This window comes from Streptomyces olivochromogenes, assembly GCF_001514115.1.
GTDB classification, from domain to species: Bacteria; Actinomycetota; Actinomycetes; order Streptomycetales; family Streptomycetaceae; genus Streptomyces; species Streptomyces olivochromogenes.
Genome location: NZ_KQ948453.1, coordinates 459,478 through 478,785, shown reverse-complemented (window position 1 = coordinate 478,785; position 19,308 = coordinate 459,478). Strand labels below are relative to the sequence as shown.

At 70.2% G+C, this 19,308-nt stretch carries 18 protein-coding genes; 2 read left to right on the top strand and 16 right to left on the bottom strand.

Annotated features, from left to right (window positions below; translation table 11 throughout):
* Positions 1 to 122 precede the first annotated feature (122 nt).
* The 6 genes from carB to pyrR form a co-directional block, all read right to left on the bottom strand.
* The gene (gene carB, locus AQJ27_RS11845) at positions 123 to 3,431 is read right to left on the bottom strand and encodes a carbamoyl-phosphate synthase large subunit (protein ID WP_067366028.1); all 3,309 of its coding nucleotides are present in this window, start codon (positions 3,429 to 3,431) and stop codon (positions 123 to 125) included.
* The gene (carA, locus tag AQJ27_RS11840; RefSeq protein ID WP_067366025.1) at positions 3,424 to 4,581 is read right to left on the bottom strand and encodes a glutamine-hydrolyzing carbamoyl-phosphate synthase small subunit; all 1,158 of its coding nucleotides are present in this window, start codon (positions 4,579 to 4,581) and stop codon (positions 3,424 to 3,426) included. The genes carB and carA overlap by 8 nt, the downstream gene beginning before the upstream one ends.
* Entirely contained in the window at positions 4,578 to 5,141 is a 564-nt protein-coding gene (locus tag AQJ27_RS11835; RefSeq protein ID WP_425275203.1) for a PH-like domain-containing protein, read from the bottom strand. The genes carA and AQJ27_RS11835 overlap by 4 nt, the downstream gene beginning before the upstream one ends.
* A 14-nt stretch (positions 5,142 to 5,155) precedes the next feature.
* A complete protein-coding gene (locus AQJ27_RS11830; protein WP_067366016.1) occupies positions 5,156 to 6,442 on the bottom strand; it encodes a dihydroorotase in 1,287 nt (428 codons plus the stop codon).
* A 4-nt stretch (positions 6,443 to 6,446) separates the two neighbouring features.
* Positions 6,447 to 7,424 carry an aspartate carbamoyltransferase catalytic subunit gene (locus AQJ27_RS11825; RefSeq protein ID WP_067366012.1) on the bottom strand — a complete coding sequence of 326 codons (978 nt, stop codon included), beginning with the start codon at positions 7,422 to 7,424 and terminating at the stop codon, positions 6,447 to 6,449.
* Between the two features lie 95 nt (positions 7,425 to 7,519).
* Positions 7,520 to 8,110, bottom strand: coding sequence for a bifunctional pyr operon transcriptional regulator/uracil phosphoribosyltransferase PyrR (gene pyrR, locus AQJ27_RS11820; protein ID WP_067366008.1), 591 nt, complete (start codon positions 8,108 to 8,110; stop codon positions 7,520 to 7,522).
* 253 nt (positions 8,111 to 8,363) lie between these two features.
* Here pyrR and bldD point away from each other — a divergent pair, with 253 nt between their 5' ends.
* Positions 8,364 to 8,864 carry a transcriptional regulator BldD gene (gene bldD, locus AQJ27_RS11815; RefSeq protein ID WP_067366005.1) on the top strand — a complete coding sequence of 167 codons (501 nt, stop codon included), beginning with the start codon at positions 8,364 to 8,366 and terminating at the stop codon, positions 8,862 to 8,864.
* 196 nt (positions 8,865 to 9,060) lie between these two features.
* Here the strand turns inward: bldD and nusB are convergent, their stop codons facing one another.
* The 7 genes from nusB to aroC form a co-directional block, all read right to left on the bottom strand.
* The gene (gene nusB, locus AQJ27_RS11810; protein WP_067366002.1) at positions 9,061 to 9,495 is read right to left on the bottom strand and encodes a transcription antitermination factor NusB; all 435 of its coding nucleotides are present in this window, start codon (positions 9,493 to 9,495) and stop codon (positions 9,061 to 9,063) included.
* Positions 9,496 to 9,497: 2 nt separating this feature from the next.
* Positions 9,498 to 10,064, bottom strand: coding sequence for an elongation factor P (gene efp / locus AQJ27_RS11805; RefSeq protein WP_010988257.1), 567 nt, complete (start codon positions 10,062 to 10,064; stop codon positions 9,498 to 9,500).
* Positions 10,065 to 10,122: 58 nt separating this feature from the next.
* Positions 10,123 to 11,229, bottom strand: coding sequence for a M24 family metallopeptidase (locus AQJ27_RS11800; RefSeq protein ID WP_067365999.1), 1,107 nt, complete (start codon positions 11,227 to 11,229; stop codon positions 10,123 to 10,125).
* 411 nt (positions 11,230 to 11,640) lie between these two features.
* Positions 11,641 to 12,510, bottom strand: a complete 870-nt coding sequence (locus tag AQJ27_RS11795; RefSeq protein ID WP_067366451.1) for a Pro-rich N-terminal domain-containing protein — start codon at positions 12,508 to 12,510, stop codon at positions 11,641 to 11,643.
* Positions 12,511 to 12,703: 193 nt separating this feature from the next.
* Positions 12,704 to 13,795 (bottom strand): 3-dehydroquinate synthase, encoded by a 1,092-nt coding sequence (aroB, locus tag AQJ27_RS11790; protein ID WP_067365995.1) that lies wholly within the window; start codon positions 13,793 to 13,795, stop codon positions 12,704 to 12,706.
* Positions 13,792 to 14,310 (bottom strand): shikimate kinase, encoded by a 519-nt coding sequence (locus tag AQJ27_RS11785; RefSeq protein ID WP_067365991.1) that lies wholly within the window; start codon positions 14,308 to 14,310, stop codon positions 13,792 to 13,794. The genes aroB and AQJ27_RS11785 overlap by 4 nt, the downstream gene beginning before the upstream one ends.
* Positions 14,307 to 15,491 (bottom strand): chorismate synthase, encoded by a 1,185-nt coding sequence (gene aroC / locus AQJ27_RS11780; protein ID WP_067365989.1) that lies wholly within the window; start codon positions 15,489 to 15,491, stop codon positions 14,307 to 14,309. The genes AQJ27_RS11785 and aroC overlap by 4 nt, the downstream gene beginning before the upstream one ends.
* Positions 15,492 to 15,769: 278 nt before the next feature.
* Here aroC and AQJ27_RS11775 point away from each other — a divergent pair, with 278 nt between their 5' ends.
* A complete protein-coding gene (locus AQJ27_RS11775) occupies positions 15,770 to 16,009 on the top strand; it encodes a hypothetical protein (RefSeq protein ID WP_067365986.1) in 240 nt (79 codons plus the stop codon).
* A gap of 83 nt (positions 16,010 to 16,092) precedes the next feature.
* Here AQJ27_RS11775 and AQJ27_RS11770 read toward each other — a convergent pair whose 3' ends face one another.
* The 3 genes from AQJ27_RS11770 to ruvX form a co-directional block, all read right to left on the bottom strand.
* Positions 16,093 to 16,935 carry a shikimate dehydrogenase gene (locus tag AQJ27_RS11770; RefSeq protein ID WP_067365982.1) on the bottom strand — a complete coding sequence of 281 codons (843 nt, stop codon included), beginning with the start codon at positions 16,933 to 16,935 and terminating at the stop codon, positions 16,093 to 16,095.
* The gene (mltG, locus tag AQJ27_RS11765; RefSeq protein ID WP_167552114.1) at positions 16,916 to 18,712 is read right to left on the bottom strand and encodes an endolytic transglycosylase MltG; all 1,797 of its coding nucleotides are present in this window, start codon (positions 18,710 to 18,712) and stop codon (positions 16,916 to 16,918) included. Before mltG ends, AQJ27_RS11770 begins: the two co-directional genes overlap by 20 nt.
* A 122-nt stretch (positions 18,713 to 18,834) precedes the next feature.
* A complete protein-coding gene (gene ruvX, locus AQJ27_RS11760) occupies positions 18,835 to 19,299 on the bottom strand; it encodes a Holliday junction resolvase RuvX (RefSeq protein WP_067366448.1) in 465 nt (154 codons plus the stop codon).
* Between the last annotated feature and the right edge of the window lie 9 nt (positions 19,300 to 19,308).

Sequence of the window (19,308 nt, the reverse complement as noted above, 5' to 3'; positions counted from 1 at the left end):
GTTTCCGGTGTCCCCCTCAGGGCTGCCAGGGCCTCCCCGGCGGATCTTGCCGGGGTCGCGGGGTCTCGGCCGTGCTGAAGGGGTGCCGTGACTCGAGACCGGCCTGATCCGCCGGGCAGGCCCTAGTCGCGGGCCGCAGTCAGATGTTCGGCGTGTTCCTGGAGTGAGCGCACGCCCACGTCGCCGTGGTTGAGCGCGTCGATGCCCTGGACGGCGGCGGCGAGTGCCTGGACGGTCGTCAGGCACGGCACGGAGCGTGCCACCGCGGCCGTACGGATCTCGTAGCCGTCGAGGCGGCCACCGGTGCCGTACGGCGTGTTGACGATGAGGTCGACCTCGCCGTCGTGGATCAGCTGGACGATGGTCCGCTCGCCGTTCGGTCCCGTGCCCTCGGACTGCTTGCGCACGACCGTCGCGTTGATGCCGTTGCGCTTGAGCACCTCGGCCGTGCCGGAGGTGGCCATCAGCTCGAAGCCGTGCGCGACCAGCTCGCGCGCCGGGAAGATCATCGAGCGCTTGTCGCGGTTGGCGACCGAGATGAAGGCGCGGCCCTTGGTCGGCAGCGGACCGTAGGCGCCCGCCTGGGACTTGGCGTACGCCGTGCCGAAGACGGAGTCGATGCCCATGACCTCACCGGTGGAGCGCATCTCCGGGCCGAGGACGGTGTCGACGCCGCGTCCGTGGATGTCGCGGAAGCGCGACCACGGCATGACGGCCTCCTTGACGGAGATCGGCGCGTCGAGCGGCAGCTCGCCGCCGTCACCGTGCGCGGGGAGCAGCCCCTCCGCCCGCAGCTCGGCGACGGTCGCGCCCAGCGAGATCCGGGCGGCGGCCTTCGCCAGCGGCACCGCGGTCGCCTTCGAGGTGAAGGGGACCGTGCGCGAGGCGCGCGGGTTGGCTTCGAGGACGTACAGGATGTCGCCCGCCATCGCGAACTGGATGTTGATCAGGCCACGGACCCCGACACCCTTCGCGATGGCCTCGGTGGAGGCCCGCAGGCGCTTGATGTCGAAGCCGCCCAGCGTGATCGGCGGCAGCGCGCACGCCGAGTCGCCGGAGTGGATGCCGGCCTCCTCGATGTGCTCCATGACGCCGCCGAGGTACAGCTCCTCGCCGTCGTACAGCGCGTCCACGTCGATCTCGATCGCGTCGTCGAGGAAGCGGTCGACGAGGACCGGCCGGGAGGGGCTGATCTCGGTCGACTCGGCGATGTAGGACGACAGCCGGGTCTCGTCGTACACGATCTCCATGCCGCGCCCGCCGAGGACGTAGGACGGCCGTACGAGGACCGGGTAGCCGATCTCGTCCGCGATGGCCTTGGCCTCGGCGAAGGTGGTGGCGGTGCCGTGCTTGGGGGCCGGGAGACCGGCCTCCGCGAGGACGCGTCCGAAGGCGCCGCGGTCCTCGGCGGCGTGGATCGCCTCGGGGGACGTGCCGACGACCGGCACGCCGTTGTCCTTGAGCGCCTGGGCCAGGCCCAGCGGGGTCTGCCCGCCGAGCTGGACGATCACACCGGCGATCGGGCCGGCCAGCGACTCCGCGTGGACGATCTCCAGCACGTCCTCGAGCGTCAGCGGCTCGAAGTACAGGCGGTCGGAGGTGTCGTAGTCCGTCGAGACGGTCTCGGGGTTGCAGTTGACCATCACGGTCTCGTAGCCCGCGTCGCTGAGCGCGAAGGAGGCGTGGACGCAGGAGTAGTCGAACTCGATGCCCTGGCCGATGCGGTTCGGACCGGAGCCCAGAATGATCACCGCGGGCTTCTCGCGCGGCGCGACCTCCGTCTCCTCGTCGTAGGAGGAGTAGAAGTACGGCGTCTTCGCCGCGAACTCGGCGGCGCAGGTGTCGACCGTCTTGTACACCGGGCGCACACCCAGCGCGTGCCGCACCTCGCGCACCACGTCCTCGCGCAGCCCGCGGATCTCGGCGATCTGGGCGTCGGAGAAGCCGTGCCGCTTGGCCTCGGCGAGCAGCTCGGGGTCGAGCTTGTCGGCGGCGGCCAGCTCGTCCGCGATCTCCTTGATCAGGAAGAGCTGGTCGACGAACCACGGGTCGATCTTGGTCGACTCGAAGACCTCCTCGGGCGTGGCGCCCGCGCGGATGGCCTGCATGACGGAGTTGATCCGGCCGTCGGTGGGCCGCACGGCCTCTTCCAGGAGAAGAGCCTTGTCACCGGGATCGCCGACGAACGTGAACTGGCTGCCCTTCTTCTCCAGCGACCGCAGCGCCTTCTGCAGCGCCTCGGTGAAGTTGCGGCCGATCGCCATGGCCTCGCCGACCGACTTCATGGTGGTCGTCAGGGTGGAGTCGGCGGACGGGAACTTCTCGAAGGCGAAGCGCGGGGCCTTCACGACCACGTAGTCGAGCGTCGGCTCGAAGGAGGCCGGGGTCTTCTCCGTGATGTCGTTCGGGATCTCGTCGAGCGTGTAGCCGACGGCGAGCTTCGCGGCGATCTTGGCGATCGGGAAGCCGGTCGCCTTGGAGGCGAGGGCCGAGGAGCGCGACACGCGCGGGTTCATCTCGATGACGATGATGCGGCCGTCGTCGGGGTTCACCGCGAACTGGATGTTGCAGCCGCCGGTGTCGACGCCGACCTCGCGGATGATCGCGATGCCGATGTCGCGCAGCCGCTGGTACTCGCGGTCGGTCAGCGTCATCGCCGGCGCGACGGTGATCGAGTCGCCGGTGTGGACACCCATCGGGTCGAAGTTCTCGATGGAGCAGACGACCACGACGTTGTCGTTCTTGTCGCGCATCAGCTCCAGCTCGTACTCCTTCCAGCCGAGGATGGACTCCTCCAGGAGCACCTCGGTGGTCGGGGAGAGCGTGAGGCCCTGGCCGGCGATGCGGCGCAGCTCCTCCTCGTCGTGCGCGAAGCCGGAGCCGGCGCCGCCCATGGTGAAGGAGGGGCGGACGACGACGGGGTAGCCGCCGAGCGTGTCGACGCCCGCGATCACGTCGTCCATGGAGTGGCAGATGACCGACCGGGCGGACTCGCCGTGGCCGATCTTCTCGCGCACGGCCTCGACGACGCCCTTGAAGAGGTCGCGGTCCTCGCCCTTGTTGATGGCCTCGACGTTGGCGCCGATGAGCTCGACGCCGTACTTCGCCAGCACACCCTGCTCGTGCATGGAGATCGCGGTGTTGAGGGCCGTCTGGCCGCCGAGCGTCGGCAGCAGGACGTCCGGGCGCTCCTTGGCGATGATCTTCTCGACGAACTCGGGGGTGATCGGCTCGACGTAGGTGGCGTCGGCGATCTCCGGGTCCGTCATGATCGTCGCCGGGTTGGAGTTGACCAGGATGACCCTCAGGCCCTCGGCGCGCAGGATGCGGCACGCCTGGGTGCCGGAGTAGTCGAACTCGGCGGCCTGGCCGATGACGATCGGGCCGGAGCCGATGACCAGGACGGACTGGATATCGGTGCGCTTAGGCACGCTGGCCCTCCATCAGGGAAACGAAGCGGTCGAACAGGTAGGCGGCGTCGTGCGGGCCGGCTGCCGCTTCGGGGTGGTACTGGACGCTGAAGGCCGGCTGGTCGAGGAGGTGGAGCCCCTCGACGACCTGGTCGTTCAGGCAGACGTGGGAGACCTCGGCGCGGCCGTAGGGGGTCTCGGAGACCTTGTCGAGCGGCGCGTCGACGGCGAAGCCGTGGTTGTGCGCGGTGACCTCGACCTTGCCGGTCGTACGGTCCTGCACCGGCTGGTTGATGCCGCGGTGGCCGTACTTCAGCTTGTACGTGCCGAAGCCGAGGGCACGGCCCAGGATCTGGTTGCCGAAGCAGATGCCGAAGAGCGGCGTCTTGCGGGCGAGGACCTCCTGCATGACGGACACCGGTCCGTCGGCGGTGGCCGGGTCACCGGGGCCGTTGGAGAAGAAGACTCCGTCGGGGTTCACGGCGTACACGTCCTCGGCCGTGGCCGTGGCGGGCAGCACGTGCACCTCGATGCCGCGCTCGGCCATGCGGTGCGGGGTCATGCCCTTGATGCCCAGGTCGACGGCGGCGACGGTGAACTTCTTCTCGCCGATGGCGGGGACGACGTACGTCTCCTTGGTGGCGACCTCGGCGGCGAGGTTCGCGCCCTTCATCTCGGGCGCCTGGCGCACCTCGGCGAGCATGGTGCCCTCGTCGGGCAGCGCGTTGCCGGAGAAGATGCCGACGCGCATGGCGCCGCGCTCACGCAGGTGACGGGTGAGGGCGCGGGTGTCGATACCGCTGATGCCGACGACGCCCTGGCTGCGCAGTTCCTCGTCCAGCGAGCGCCGGGCGCGCCAGTTGGAGGGCACGCGCGCGGGGTCGCGGACGACGTAGCCGGCGACCCAGATCCGCTTCGACTCGGGGTCCTCGTCGTTGACGCCGGTGTTGCCGACGTGCGGGGCGGTCATGACGACGACCTGGCGGTGGTACGACGGGTCGGTGAGGGTCTCCTGGTAGCCGGTCATCCCGGTGGAGAACACGGCCTCGCCGAAGGTCACCCCCACGGCCCCGTAGGCACGGCCACGGAAGGTCCGGCCGTCCTCCAGGACGAGTACGGCGGGAGCTGCCTTGTGCCGCTGCGAGGCGGCTCCCTGGATGGAGGTCGTCATCGTGCGCCTTCCGTCTTGGTGCTCTTGTTGATCATGTTGTTCAGGGTGTCGACCCACTCGGTGTGCTCGGCCGCGCGGTCCGAGCGGAACCCGGAGTCGATCAGCTTGTCGCCGTGCGCCCAGGTGACGACGAGCAGGCCGCCCTCGCTGAGGACCTTCCCGGCGATGCCCTTGCCGAGCAGGGCCTCGCGCAGTGCCTCGGCCGGGATGAAGAAGTCGGTGGCGCCGGGGCGTACGACGTCCAGTCCCGCGTCCGTCAGCGTGAGCTCGACCCGGCTTCGGGTGCCCAGGCCGTGCGCCACGATGCGGTCCAGCCACTGCCCGGCCGTGGTGGAGCCGTGGTAGCGGCCGCTCATGCTCAGTTTCGCCGGGCCGGGGTCTTCCGGCACGGTGGGCAGCTCCGGCAGGTCACTCTGAAGGGTGCCGCGCCACTTCCAGCCCTCGCGCATCAGCCAGTAGACGAGGGCGACGAACAGGACGAGGCCGATGAGCCAGCCGATCCGGGCGGCCCAGTCGGTCACGTCGGCCGACTTCTGTTCGGCAGCCATGGAGGCGGCCATCGGGATGAGAGGTGTCACGCGAGCTTCCCGTCGACGAGGGTGGCCTTGCCCCGCAGCCAGGTGTGCGTGACCCGGCCCGGCAGCTCACGGCCCTCGTAGGGGGTGTTGCGGCTGCGCGAGGCGAAGCCCGCGGGGTCCACGGCCCCACGGTATGCCGTGTCGACGAGCGTGAGGTTGGCGGGCTCACCTGCCGAGACGGGACGCCCGTGACCCGCGGCCCGGCCGATCCGGGCGGGCTTGAAGGACATGCGGTCGGCGACGCCGGCCCAGTCCAGCAGCCCGGTCTCCACCATCGTCTGCTGGACGACGGAGAGCGCCGTCTCGAGCCCCACCATGCCCATGGCGGCGGCGGCCCACTCGCAGTCCTTGTCCTCGTGCGGGTGCGGCGCGTGGTCGGTGGCGACGATGTCGATCGTGCCGTCGGCGAGCGCCTCGCGCAGCGCCGTCACGTCCCGCTCGGTGCGCAGCGGCGGGTTGACCTTGAAGACCGGGTTGTAGGAGCGCACCAGCTCATCCGTGAGAAGGAGGTGGTGCGGGGTGACCTCGGCGGTGACGTCGATGCCGCGGGACTTGGCCCAGCGCACGATCTCGACGCTGCCCGCGGTCGACAGGTGGCAGATGTGGACGCGCGAGCCGACGTGCTCGGCGAGCAGGACATCCCGGGCGATGATCGATTCTTCGGCCACCGCGGGCCAGCCCCCGAGCCCCAGCTCGGCGGAGACGACGCCCTCGTTCATCTGGGCGCCCTCGGTGAGGCGGGGCTCCTGCGCGTGCTGCGCGACCACACCGCCGAAGGCCTTCACGTACTCCAGGGCCCGGCGCATGATCACCGCGTCGTCCACGCACTTGCCGTCGTCCGAGAAGACCGTGACGCCGGCCGCGGACTCGTGCATCGCGCCCAGCTCGGCGAGCTTCTTGCCCTCCAGGCCGACCGTGACGGCGCCGATGGGCTGCACGTCGCAGTAGCCGTGCTCCTGGCCGAGCCGGTAGACCTGCTCGACGACACCGGCGGTGTCGGCCACGGGGAAGGTGTTGGCCATGGCGAACACGGCGGTGTAGCCGCCGCTCGCCGCCGCTCGTGTACCGGTCAGGACGGTCTCGGAGTCCTCACGGCCGGGTTCCCGGAGGTGGGTGTGCAGGTCGACGAGGCCCGGCAGGAGGACCTTGCCGTCGGCCTCGACGACCTCGGCGCCCTCGTCCGGGAGGCCGGTACCGACCGCCTCGATCACGGCGCCGTCGATCAGTACGTCCTGCGGCTCGCCCCCGAGCACCTTCGCACCGCGGATCAGGATCTTGCTCATGTTCTTACTTCTCCTCGGTACGGGTGTGGGTGACGGCGGGCTCGTTGCCGCCCAGGAGCAGGTAGAGCACGGCCATGCGGATCGAGACGCCGTTCGCGACCTGCTCGACGACGGTGCAGCGGTCGGAGTCGGCGACCTCGGCGGTGATCTCCATGCCGCGGACCATCGGGCCGGGGTGCATCACGATGGCGTGCTCGGGCATCTTCGCCATGCGGTCCCCGTCGAGGCCGTAGCGCCGTGAGTACTCGCGCTCGGTCGGGAAGAACGCCGCGTTCATCCGCTCGCGCTGGACGCGCAGCATCATCACCGCGTCGGACTTGGAGAGGGTGCTGTCGAGGTCGTAGGAGATCTCGCAGGGCCAGGACTCCACGCCGACCGGCACCAGGGTGGGCGGGGCGACGAGGGTGACCTCGGCGCCGAGGGTGTGCAGCAGGTCGACGTTGGAGCGGGCGACCCGGCTGTGCAGGATGTCGCCGACGATCGTGATGCGCTTGCCGGACAGGTCGTGGCCGATCCCGGCGTCGCGGCCGACCAGGCGGCGGCGCATGGTGAAGGCGTCGAGCAGGGCCTGCGTGGGGTGCTGGTGGGTGCCGTCACCCGCGTTGATGACGGCGGCGTCGATCCAGCCGGAGGTGGCGAGCCGGTACGGGGCTCCGGAGGCGCCGTGCCGGATGACGACGGCGTCGACGCCCATGGCTTCGAGGGTCTGGGCGGTGTCCTTCAGGGACTCCCCCTTGGACACCGAGGAACCCTTGGCGGTGAAGTTGATGACGTCCGCGGACAGGCGCTTCTCGGCGGCCTCGAAGGAGATCCGGGTACGGGTCGAGTCCTCGAAGAAGAGGTTGACGACGGTGCGGCCGCGCAGGGTCGGCAGCTTTTTGATCGGCCGGTCGGCGACCCGGGCCATCTCCTCGGCGGTGTCGAGGATCAGGACGGCGTCGTCGCGGGTGAGGTCGGCGGCCGAGATGAGATGACGCTGCATCTGTCAGGCTCCGTAAGGCAGTTCAGGAGAATTCGGGCAGGCGGGCGCGCGAGGAGCGCACTCGGGGGCGTACGGCTGTGACGTACTCCGGAGTGCTACTGCTGCGCGTCCGGGGAGGTCCGCTTCGCACCGAGCAGCACGGTGTCGCGACCGTCCTCCTCGGCGAGCTGGACCTTGACCGTCTCCCGCAACGACGTGGGGAGGTTCTTGCCGACGTAGTCGGCGCGGATGGGCAGTTCGCGGTGGCCGCGGTCGACGAGGACCGCGAGCTGCACGGCGCGCGGCCGGCCGATGTCGTTCAGCGCGTCGAGCGCGGCGCGGATGGTGCGGCCGGAGAAGAGCACGTCGTCGACGAGGACGACCAGACGGCCGTCGATGCCGTCACCGGGGATCTCGGTGCGGGCCAGCGCACGCGGCGGGTGCATGCGCAGGTCGTCGCGGTACATGGTGATGTCCAGCGAGCCGACCGGGATCTTGCGAGCGGTGATCTCTTCGAGCTTGTCGGCCAGTCTGCGGGCCAGGAAGACGCCCCGGGTCGGAATGCCGAGGAGCACCACGTCGTCGGCGCCCTTGGCGCGTTCGACGATCTCGTGGGCGATGCGGGTCAGCACCCGCGCGATGTCGGGGGCTTCCAGAACGGGCCGCGCATCGGCTTCGTACTGCTGCTTGTCATGCTCGGTGTCCATACGAAACGGACCTCCTTCTCCGCCTCACGGGACGGATCATTAAAGGACGTCGGATTTGCGCCATCCACGGTACCAGCCCGGCAACGCGCCTGATCACCACCCTGTGGGCCACCGCCGGTGACTCCCGCGCGAGGGCCGGTCCGGACCATTCGGCTTGACGGGGGAGAGTAACGCTGCGTAACCTCACAGTGAGTCACCAGAGTCACCAGCCGCGCGGCGGAGCCGCACGTTGATACAGCGTCCGGGGAGCTATATGTCCAGCGAATACGCCAAACAGCTCGGGGCCAAGCTCCGGGCCATCCGCACCCAGCAGGGCCTTTCCCTCCACGGAGTCGAGGAGAAGTCACAGGGACGCTGGAAGGCGGTCGTGGTCGGGTCGTACGAGCGCGGCGACCGCGCCGTCACCGTGCAGCGCCTCGCCGAACTGGCGGATTTCTACGGGGTTCCCGTGCAGGAGCTGCTGCCCGGCACCACTCCTGGCGGGGCCGCCGAGCCGCCGCCGAAGCTCGTCCTCGACCTGGAGCGGCTGGCCCACGTGCCGGCCGAGAAGGCGGGTCCGCTGCAGCGTTACGCCGCGACGATCCAGTCCCAGCGCGGTGACTACAACGGCAAGGTGCTGTCGATCCGCCAGGACGACCTGCGCACCCTCGCCGTCATCTACGACCAGTCGCCCTCGGTCCTCACCGAGCAGCTGATCAGCTGGGGCGTGCTGGACGCGGACGCGCGCCGCGCCGTCTCCCACGACGAGGGCTGACCCCTTCGGGGAGTTCAGCAGAAACGTGCCGCCGGGGTGGCCGGAACCATGTGTTCCGGCCACCCCGGCGGCTTTCTGCGGGCCTCGGGAGCCTCATGGGTACGGGAACGCCGGAGGGCCCGCAGCGAACGTGCTGCGGGCCCTCCGGCGTTTTCGTACGTCGTCTACGGGCGCGTACGGAGCACCGGCGCCGCCGCTAGGCCTCGTCGCGGCGCAGCGACGGCTTCAGGTCCTTCAGGCGGCCCAGCAGGCCGTTCACGAACGAGGGCGACTCGTCCGTGGAGAACTCCTTCGCCAACTGCACCGCCTCGTCGAGGACCACGGCGTCGGGGGTCCCGTCGACCCAGATCAGCTCGTAGGCGCCGAGGCGCAGGATGTTGCGGTCGACGACCGGCATCCTGTCCAGCGTCCAGTCGACGGCGTATGTCGCGATGAGCTCGTCGATCCGCTTCGCCTTGGTGGCGTAGCCCTCGACCAGCTCCATCGTGTACTCGCTGACCGGCGGCTGCCGGGTGTCGGTCCGGGAGTGCCGGATCCAGTCCGCGAGGACCGTCAGGACGTCCACGCCGCGCTGGTCGCCCTCGAAGAGGATCTGGAAGGCGCGCTTGCGGGCCGTGTTGCGGGCAGCCACGGTTAGCTGTTCACCCGGCCGAGGTAGTCGCTCGTGCGGGTGTCGACCTTGATCTTCTCACCGGTGGTGATGAAGAGCGGGACCTGGATCTGGTGACCGGTCTCCAGGGTGGCGGGCTTGGTGCCGCCGGTGGAGCGGTCGCCCTGGACACCCGGCTCGGTCTCCTGGATGACGAGCTCGACGGCGGCCGGCAGCTCGACGAAGAGCACCTCGCCCTCGTGCTGCGCGACGGTGGCGGTGAAGCCCTCGATCAGGAAGTTGGCGGCGTCGCCGACGGACTTGCGGTCGACCATGAGCTGGTCGTACGTGTCCATGTCCATGAAGACGAAGTACTCGCCGTCCATGTACGAGAACTGCATGTCGCGCTTGTCGATCGTGGCCGTCTCGACCTTGACGCCGGCGTTGAACGTCTTGTCGACGACCTTGCCGGAGAGCACGTTCTTCAGCTTGGTGCGCACGAAGGCCGGGCCCTTGCCGGGCTTGACGTGCTGGAACTCGACGACGGACCAGAGCTGGCCTCCGTCGAGCTTGAGCACCAGGCCGTTCTTGAGGTCGTTCGTGGAAGCCACGGTTGCGGAATCTCCTGGACTGACGTGGACGACCCCGGGACACGCGCGTAGCGATTGGCTACAGCGCGAGCAGTTCCTTGGTCGTGATGGTGAGTAGCTCGGGTCCGCCGTCCGCCTCGGGGCGTACGACGAGCGTGTCATCGATCCTGACACCGCCCCGGCCCGGAAGGTGGACCCCCGGTTCGACGGTGACCGGCACGCAAGTGTCCAGTTTACCCATGGCCGCGGGGGCCAGCTGCGGGTCCTCGTCGATTTCGAGCCCCACACCGTGCCCGGTCAGTGCGGGAAGGCCTTCCGTGTGGCCCGCAGAGTCGAGCACCTGGCGTGCGGCCCGGTCCACGTCACGGTAGGCGGCGCCGGGTACCAGCGCCTCGCGTCCGGCCCGCTGGGCGGCGAAGACGACGTCGTACAGCTCGATCTGCCAGTCCGCGGGCGAGGTCCCGATCACAAAGGTACGGCCGATTTCGCAGCGGTAGCCGCGGTAGGTCGCGCCGAGGCAGACGGAAAGGAAATCTCCCTCCTCCACGCGCCGGTCGGTGGGCCGGTGCCCGCGCCGCCCGGAGTTCGGGCCGGTGCCGACGGAGGTGGCGAAGGCGGGGCCGTCGGCACCGTGGTCGACGAGCCGGCGCTCCAGCTCCAGCGCGAGATGCCGCTCGGTGCGGCCGACGAGGATCGATTCGAGGAGCTCCCCGAGCGCCTGGTCGGCGATCTCGGCGCCGATCCGCAGACAGGAGATCTCCTCCTCGTCCTTGATCACCCGCAGCTGCTCCACCGCACCGCCCAGGTCGGCGAGGCGCAGCCGGGGTGCCACCGCGCCGATGGCCCGGTGCCGGGTCACGGTGAGGTGGTGCTCCTCGACCGCCAGGGAGTCGGCGCCCTGGGCGATGGCGGCGTCGGCGGCGGCCACCGCCGCGTCGCCCCCGGCGCGCGGCAGCACCTGCACGCGCAGCGCTTCGTCGGGACGCCCCTCGACGGCCTCGCCGCTCGGCGGAGCACCGCAGAGCAGCAGATCCTCACTGCTGCCCAGCAGCAGGACGGCACCGGGCGGGGCCGCGCCCGCGAGATACCTCACGTTGGCCGGGCGGGTGACGAGCGCCGTCGCGCTGCCGCCCGCCGCACAGCGCTCCCGAAGCCGCTCGCGTCGCGCCGCGTACACCTCTGACATAAATCGAGCCTACGAGCGTCGACGCGATGTCGCCGTTCCAGCGGGGCCGGATGGGCGGTAGGCGGTCGACGGTGAGACGGAGGCACCGCGGGCGGGGGTCACGGGGCTGGTTCCGCGACTGCGAGCAGCGCGGCCCGACAGGCGGCGCGACCTGATTCGCGGGGCGCCGTCCCAGGGGCCGGCACGTCGGAGGCAAGTACACCGGCGGTGCTCCCGGGGGGCCGTCGGCCGCGCCGCGCTGCCGCCGGAGGCCGGTGCGCGCCCCGCCATGACCGTCCGGACATCGGCAGGGTGGGCGACACCAAGGGTGCGTCACCCCCGACGGGGTCGCCGACGACGCTGTGCCGCCAGCCGCCAGGGGCTGCTCCGCCGGTGCCGTGTGGCCGACGCGTTACCGCCGGTGCCGCGGGGCTACCACTGCGGTGGGCTCGCGATGGAGCGGGCCAGGACCTCGTCCAGGACGCGGGCCGTGGACGGGACGTCGAGCTGGGAGTTGTCGATGATGGGGAGCCCGGAGCCGTACCACCCGGCCATCCGGCCGTGGATACGGGCGACTTCCTCGTCGGTCAGGCGGCGGTTTCCGGAGCGCTCGGCGTTGCGCTCCAGGACTATCTCCAGGCCCGGCAACAGCACCACGGGCAGCAGCCCCGGACCGACGTGCCGCTTCCAGCCGCCGAGGCCGACGACCGGGCGGTCCGGGAAGACAGCGTCGTCGAGGATGCAGGAGATGCCGTTCGCCAGGAAGTTCCGCGCGGCGAAACCGCAGGTGCGGCGGGCCAGGCGGTACTGCGCCTCCGAATGGTCGTTCCACCCCGACTGCGGATCGGCGAAGCCCGAGCGCACCCATTCCCGTACGTCGTCGAGGCTGATGTGGGCGGTCGGCACCCGGCGGTGGTCCGCCCAGTACTTGGCGACGCTCGTCTTGCCCGCACCCGCGGGCCCGATGAGCAGCACGGCGAGGGTGGTCGCCGCGGGGTCGGGGGCGCCCGGGGCGCTGGGCATGGCTACCGGACCGCCCGGGGGCAGCTGCACATGGCCCGTCGTGTCGGGGATCGGCACTGCGGGGGCGTGCTGCGGGGGCGCGGGATGCGGCAGGTGCGAGGGCGGCGCCGGATGTCCCGGCGGCGGACCGGTGAAGCCGGGGGCGGGTGGGCTCGTGGGCGCCGGACCGGCGGGGCCGCCCGGGTGTCCCGGGTGCTGTGCGGCCGGCGACCAGCCGGCGGCGGGTCCTTGCCCCGGCTGGTGGGGCGGCGGCAGCGGAGCCCCCACTGCGTGCTGCATCCGGTGCCACTCCGTCTCGTGAATCTTTTCGCCCATTCGCTCACGGCAGGCGATTGACGCCGGCGAGCGGAGCCTCCCGCTCGCTCGCTACCGAACGGTACCTTCCCCGGCCGTCGTTGTGTGAACGGCCGGGGAAGCTGGGGAGTGCCCATGAACGGTGGGCAAACGGGGCCAAGCAGGGGCCCGTTGGGAGCTACTCCCCCACTTCGCCGTAAGCGGCGAGGAGCACCGCCGGGTCGGGGCCCTCCAGGACGGTCGGCTTGGCCAGTCCGTCGAGGACGATGAAGCGCAGCAGGTTGCCGCGGGACTTCTTGTCGACCTTCATGTTCTCCAGCAGCTTGGGCCACTGGTCGTAGCGGTAGCTGAGCGGGAGGCCGACGGACTCCAGGATCGTGCGGTGGCGGTCGGCGGTCGCGTCGTCCAGCCGGCCCGCCAGTCGGCCGAGTTCGGCGGCGAAGTGCATGCCGACGGCGACGGCCGCGCCGTGCCGCCACTTGTAGCGCTCGTTCTTCTCGATGGCGTGCGCGAGGGTGTGGCCGTAGTTGAGGATCTCGCGGAGCCCCGACTCCTTGAGGTCGCCGGAGACGACCTCGGCCTTCACCTTGATGGAGCGCTCGATGAGCTCGGCGGTGTGCGGGCCCGCGGGCGTCCGTGCCGCCTCGGGGTCGGACTCGATGAGCTCCAGGATCACCGGGTCGGCGATGAAGCCGGCCTTGATGATCTCCGCGAGCCCGGAGACGAAGTCGTTGACCGGCAGCGAGTCGAGCGCGGCCAGGTCGCAGAGCACGCCCGCGGGCGGGTGGAAGGAGCCGACGAGGTTCTTGCCCTCGGCGGTGTTGATGCCGGTCTTGCCGCCGACCGCCGCGTCCACCATGCCGAGCACGGTGGTGGGAACGGCGATCCACCGCACCCCGCGCAGCCAGGTCGCCGCCACGAACCCGGCGAGGTCGGTGGTGGCGCCGCCGCCCACGCCGACGATGACGTCGGTGCGGGTGAAGCCGGACTGGCCGAGCGCCTTCCAGCAGTAGGCGGCGACCTCCGCGGTCTTGGCCTCCTCCGCGTTGGGCACCTGGATGGCGACGGCCTCGAAGCCCTGTCCGGCCAGGTCGGCGCGGAGCGCGTCCCCGGTCTCGGCGAGCGCCTCGGGGTGGATGATCGCGACGCGCTGGGCTCTGTCGCCGACCAACGCGCCCAGTTCACCGAGGAGTTGACGGCCCACCAGGACCTCGTACGGGTCGGTGCCCGCGGTGCCGCCGACCTGGATACGCGTCACTGCCTCGCTCATGCTTCCTTCAACTCCAGTGCGTCGAGGACGGCTTGGGCGACCTCTTCGGGGGTGCGGCCGTCGGTGGGCACGACCGCGCGGGCGACTTCGGTGTACAGATGGCGGCGGGCCTCCATCAGCTCGCGCCACTGCCGGCGCGGGTTGACGGCGAGCAGCGGACGGGCCGCGTTCAGGCCGGTGCGCTGGACCGCCTCCTCGACGTCCATCGAGAGGTAGACCACCCGGTGCCCGGCGAGCAGCGCGCGGGTGTCGGCGTCGAGGATCGAGCCGCCGCCCAGCGCCAGTACCCCGTCGTGCTCGGCCAGCGCCTTGTGCACGGCGCTCTTCTCGATGGCGCGGAAGGCCGGCTCGCCCTCGTCGACGAAGATGTCGGCGATGGTGCGGCCCTGCTCGGCCACGATGTCGTCGTCCGTGTCGCGGTAGGCGCAGCCGAGCCGGCCCGCGACCAGCGCGCCGACGGTGGACTTGCCGACACCCATCGGCCCGACGAGGACGACCAGCGGTCCAGCGGTCACCGCACGACCAGGTTCTCGAGGTAGGACTCCACGTTGCGCCGCGTCTCGGGCACGCTGTCGCCGCCGAACTTCTCGGCCACCGCGTCCGCGAGGACGAGGGCGACCATGGCCTCGGCGACGATTCCGGCGGCCGGGACCGCGCAGACGTCGGAGCGCTGGTGGTGGGCCTTGGCGGCCTCGCCGGTCGCCACGTCGATCGTGGCCAGCGCACGGGGCACGGTCGCGATCGGCTTCATCGCGGCGCGTACGCGCAGCAGCTCGCCGGTGGTCAGACCGCCCTCGGTACCGCCGGAGCGGCCGGAGGTGCGGCGGATGCCGTCCTCGGTGTGGACGATCTCGTCGTGGGCCTTGGAGCCGGGCACCCGGGCCAGTTCGAAGCCGTCGCCGACCTCGACGCCCTTGATCGCCTGGATGCCCATGAGCGCGGCCGCGAGCCGGGCGTCGAGGCGCCGGTCCCAGTGTACGTGCGAGCCGAGGCCCACCGGCACGCCGTAGGCGAGCACCTCGACGACGCCGCCGAGCGTGTCGCCGTCCTTGTGGGCCTGGTCGATCTCCGCGACCATCGCCTTCGACGTGTCGGCGTCGAGGCAGCGCACCGGGTCGGCGTCGAGCTTCTCGACGTCCGAGGGCTTGGGGTAGACGCCGTACGGGGCCTTCGCCGCGGCCAGCTCGACGACATGCGAGACGATCTCGATCCCAGCCGTCTCCTTCAGGTACGAACGGGCCACGGCGCCCAGCGCGACACGGGCCGCGGTCTCCCGGGCGGAGGCGCGCTCCAGGATCGGGCGGGCCTCGTCGAAGCCGTACTTCTGCATGCCCGCGAGGTCGGCGTGGCCGGGCCGGGGCCGGGTCAGCGGGGCGTTGCGGGCCAGCTCGGCGAGGATCTCCGGGGCGACCGGGTCGGCCGCCATGACCTGCTCCCACTTGGGCCACTCGGTGTTGCCGACCATGACGGCAACCGGCGAGCCGAGGGTGAGACCGTGCCGGACACCGCCCAGGAAGGTGACCTCGTCGCGCTCGAACTTCATCCGGGCACCGCGTCCATAGCCCAGGCGCCGCCGGGCGAGGTGGTCCGCCACCATCTCCGTGGTGATCGGCACGCCGGCGGGAAGGCCCTCCAGCGTCGCGACAAGTGCGGGACCGTGGGATTCCCCCGCGGTCAGCCAGCGCAACCTGCTCAACGGTGCTCCTCATGCTCGCGCCCTGGTACTGCCTACGCGCGTCCTCGCGTACGTCGTCGGCGTGACCGGATGCGCGGCTCCGGCCAGCCACCTCCGATCCTCCCACGTCCGCGCCCCGACCCGGCGGCAGGTCCGTCAGACGGACACCGCTCCCCAGGATCGGCGATCTCGTCCCATCACCCGACAGCCCGGCCGGCGCATACGACTCCCGCAGCTGTGGAAACACCCAGAGAAAATCGTTCGACACGCCGGGCGACAAGTGCTCTGGATAACCCCGTGTGTGGAAAGAAGCGGTAGTCATCAGCAGGCTCGAAAAGAATGACGCGTACATCGAATCTTCCGTCTGCTTCCTCACCGGAGCGATCAACCAGAACTACAGCGGGACGTACAACTGCACCACCGCATACCACTCCGGCACGGGGATCTACACCGCGGACGGTAAGGCGAACTACGACATCAACAATGACGGCGAGGGCATGCAGCCCGCCTGGGAGATCACTGGATCCCCGGTGTACTAGATAAAAATCTACAAATGTGGGTCCCAATCCTCGCAGGATTGGGACCCACATTTGCTATCAGCGCAGACAGCGTTCGGCCGTACTCAACGGTGATTCCTGAGCGCCTGCTCGCCCGCCTTCCGCATGGCGTCGAGGGGCGCCGGGGCGCATCCGGTCATCCGCTCGACCTGGAGCACCGCCTGGTGCACGAGCAGGTCGAGTCCGCTGACCACGGCGCCGCCGTAGCCGGACCAGCGGGCCGCGAGGTCGGTGGGCCACGGGTCGTACAGCACGTCGAAGAGCGTCGCGGGCCGTTCCGGGACCGCGGCGGACAGGGCGTCCGTCGTACCCGCCGGGGTGGTGGCGATCACGAGCGGGGCGCGCAGGGCCTGCGCGGCGTGCGCCCAGTCCTCCGTACGGACCTCCAGGTCGAGCCGCTCGCCCCACTGCCGCATCTCGGCGGCCCGCTCCGCGCTGCGGACGTAGGCGACGACCTCGCCGGTGCAGATCCGGGCGAGCGCGGCCAGCGCGGAGGAGGCGGTGGCGCCCGCGCCGAGGATCGCGGCGGAGTCCACCTGCTCGATCCCGTGCTCGCGCAGCGCGGCGACCATCCCGGGGATGTCGGTGTTGTCGCCGACGCGACGGCCGTCCTCGGTGAACACGACCGTGTTGACGGCCTCGACCGAGGCCGCCGTCTCGCTGATCTCGTCGAGCAGCGGGATGACGGCCCGCTTGAGCGGCATGGTCAGCGACAGACCCGCCCACTCGGGACCGAGGTCCCCGAAGAAGCCCGGCAGCGCCTCCTCGTCGATCTCGAAACGGTCGTAGGACCAGTCGCCGAGTCCCAGCTCCCGGTACGCGGTGCGGTGCAGCACCGGGGAGAGGGAATGGGCGATCGGGGAGCCGAGTACCGCGGCCCTTCGGGCGTCAGTTGCCCGAGCTCTCATTGAACTTGTCCTTGAGCTTCTGGAATTCCGCATAGGTCTTGGCGAATTCGGTGTTGCTCTGACCGTCGGTCGCCACGAAATAGACCCAGCCGTCGCTGGTCGGGTTCAACGTCGCCTTGATCGCGTCGTCACCGGGGTTGCCGATCGGTCCGGGCGGCAGACCCTTCCGCGTATAGGTGTTGTACGGGTCCTTGTTGCTGTTGATCTCGGACTCGCTGATGTGGATGTTGCTCTGGCCCTTCAGGTAATTGAAGGTCGAGTCGAACTGGAGCAGCCTGTTGGTCTCCGTGTTCGTGGACTTGAGACGGTTGTAGACCACCTCGGCCATCTTGCGGAAGTCGTCGTGCGTCTTGCCCTCGGCCTGGACGAGGCTCGCGACCGTGACGACCTGGAGCGGGTTCGCCAGGTTCAGCTCCTTGGCCTTGGCCACGAGGTTGTACGCCGCGTACTTCTCCTTGGCCTGCGTCACCATCTGCTTCAGGATCGCCTCGGGCTTCATGCCCTTGGCGGCGGGATAGGTCGCCGGGTAGAGGAATCCTTCCAGCGGATCCTTTATGTCCTTGCTGTTGTTCGCCCAGCTGGGAAGTCCGAAGGTCTTGTACTCCTTCTTGGCGATCTTCCCGGTGGTGCCGTCCGCGAGATCGAGCTTCTTGTCGATCGCCTGGTAGACGACGACATTGCGCTGCCCAGGGGCGACGATCACGTTGTTCTGGCTCTTGGGATCGAGCATCAGCTTGACCGCGCTGGCAGCCGACATGCCCTTCCTCAGCACATACGCGCCCGCCTGGATCTTGTCCCCATCGGGGGTCTGCTGCTGAGCCGACACGAAGGCGTCGACGCTCTTGACGACGCCGGCTTCCTTCAGCACCCGCCCGATCGCATAACCGAACGCGCCCTTGGGAATCTCGACCGTCACGTCGCCCGAGCCGTCACCCGCATAGTCCGGAGCCGCGCCGAAACGATTTTGGTAGGTGTGGTACCCGTAATAGCCGACTCCGCCGATACCGCCGCCGAAGACCACCACCACGACCAGGCAGGCACAGCCGCTGCGGCGCTTCTTGCCCTTGTCGCCTTTGCCGCCGCGGCCTTTCCGGTCGCCGCGGCCGGCCTTCGGATCGTCGTCGTCCGGTTCGTCATCGTCGTCGCCGCCCGCGAAGAAGGCGTGTTCGCCCTGGTCGGGTCCCGGATCCCAGTCGATCTCCGGTTCGGGCTCGGCGCGGCGACGGGCGGGCGGCTCCGGCGGCGGATACGCGTCGGGAGTGCCGTAGAAGTCGGGCTGCTCACCGGTGTACCCGGCGGCCTGGTTCCCGTAGGGGTCGTTCGGGTCGGCGGCGTAGGTGACCTGGTGCTGCGTCCCGTTGTCCCAGCCGCCGTCGTGGTACTGCTGCTGGTTCTGTCCGTTGTACTGCTGCTGACCCTGATCGACGTACTGCTGCTGCTCCTGGCCGGGGTACTGCTGCGGGTACTGCTGCTGCCCCTGACCGTGGAACTGCTGCCCGCCCTGGTCGTGATACTGCTGCCCGCCCCGGCCCTCGTACTGCTGCTGGTTCTGGGCGCCGTACTGCTGCTCCTGGCCGTAGCCGCCCTGCTGGTCGGGGCTCCACTCGCCGTACTGGGACTGCTGGTGCTGCGGTTGCGGCTGCTGCGGGTAGTGCTGCGGCTGGCCGCCGTAGGGGGACTGGCCGTCGACGGCCTGTCCTCCCCATCCGCCGTCCCCGTACAACGGGTCCTCCGGATTCCACGGTTCGGAGCCTGCGCCCCGGCCATACTCAGTCATCGATCCCCTAGAGCCGCGAGGCGGTGGCTGCTGTCGCTGGTGGCTCGGCTCCCGTCCGCCTCTTCGCTGTGCGGTGGCTGTTCGAACACCACCACATCGCGCGGAACGTTACCGTATCGCGATCAGATGACCACTTCGACGCCCTCGCCCGGTGCGTTGCCTGACGCCCGTTCGGACTCCAGAGCCTGTTGCAGGATGATGACGGCGGCCGCCTGATCGATGACGGACCTGCCCTTTTTGGACTTCACGCCCGACGCGCGGAGACCCTGACTGGCCGTCACTGTGGTCATCCTCTCGTCGAGGAGCCGGACGCCGACGGGCGCGATCGCCCGGGCCAGCTCCTGGGCGAAGGCGCGCACCTTCACGGCGGCGGGGCCCTCGCCCCCCTTGAGGGAGCGAGGGAGCCCGACGACGACCTCGATCGGCTCGTACTCCTCGACGAGTTGCTTCAACCGGCGCTGAGCGGCCGGGACATCGCGCCCCGGCACGGTCTCGACCGGAGTCGCGAGGATCCCGTCGGGGTCGCACGAGGCGACCCCGATCCGGGCGTCCCCGACGTCGACCGCCAGCCGGCGGCCGCGGCGCATGCCCCGGCC

Coding starts and splice junctions, on each gene's coding strand:
- AQJ27_RS11830 (WP_067366016.1), bottom strand. CDS start 6,442: ATGAGCAAGATCCTGATCCGCGGTGCGAAGGTGCTCGGGGGCGAGCCG.
- aroB (WP_067365995.1), bottom strand. CDS start 13,795: ATGAGCGAGGCAGTGACGCGTATCCAGGTCGGCGGCACCGCGGGCACC.
- AQJ27_RS11770 (WP_067365982.1), bottom strand. CDS start 16,935: ATGAGAGCTCGGGCAACTGACGCCCGAAGGGCCGCGGTACTCGGCTCC.
- bldD (WP_067366005.1), top strand. CDS start 8,364: ATGTCCAGCGAATACGCCAAACAGCTCGGGGCCAAGCTCCGGGCCATC.
- AQJ27_RS11795 (WP_067366451.1), bottom strand. CDS start 12,510: ATGCAGCACGCAGTGGGGGCTCCGCTGCCGCCGCCCCACCAGCCGGGG.
- AQJ27_RS11835 (WP_425275203.1), bottom strand. CDS start 5,141: ATGGCCGCCTCCATGGCTGCCGAACAGAAGTCGGCCGACGTGACCGAC.
- mltG (WP_167552114.1), bottom strand. CDS start 18,712: ATGACTGAGTATGGCCGGGGCGCAGGCTCCGAACCGTGGAATCCGGAG.
- carA (WP_067366025.1), bottom strand. CDS start 4,581: ATGACGACCTCCATCCAGGGAGCCGCCTCGCAGCGGCACAAGGCAGCT.
- pyrR (WP_067366008.1), bottom strand. CDS start 8,110: ATGGACACCGAGCATGACAAGCAGCAGTACGAAGCCGATGCGCGGCCC.
- AQJ27_RS11800 (WP_067365999.1), bottom strand. CDS start 11,229: ATGTCAGAGGTGTACGCGGCGCGACGCGAGCGGCTTCGGGAGCGCTGT.
- AQJ27_RS11825 (WP_067366012.1), bottom strand. CDS start 7,424: ATGCAGCGTCATCTCATCTCGGCCGCCGACCTCACCCGCGACGACGCC.
- ruvX (WP_067366448.1), bottom strand. CDS start 19,299: ATGCGCCGCGGCCGCCGGCTGGCGGTCGACGTCGGGGACGCCCGGATC.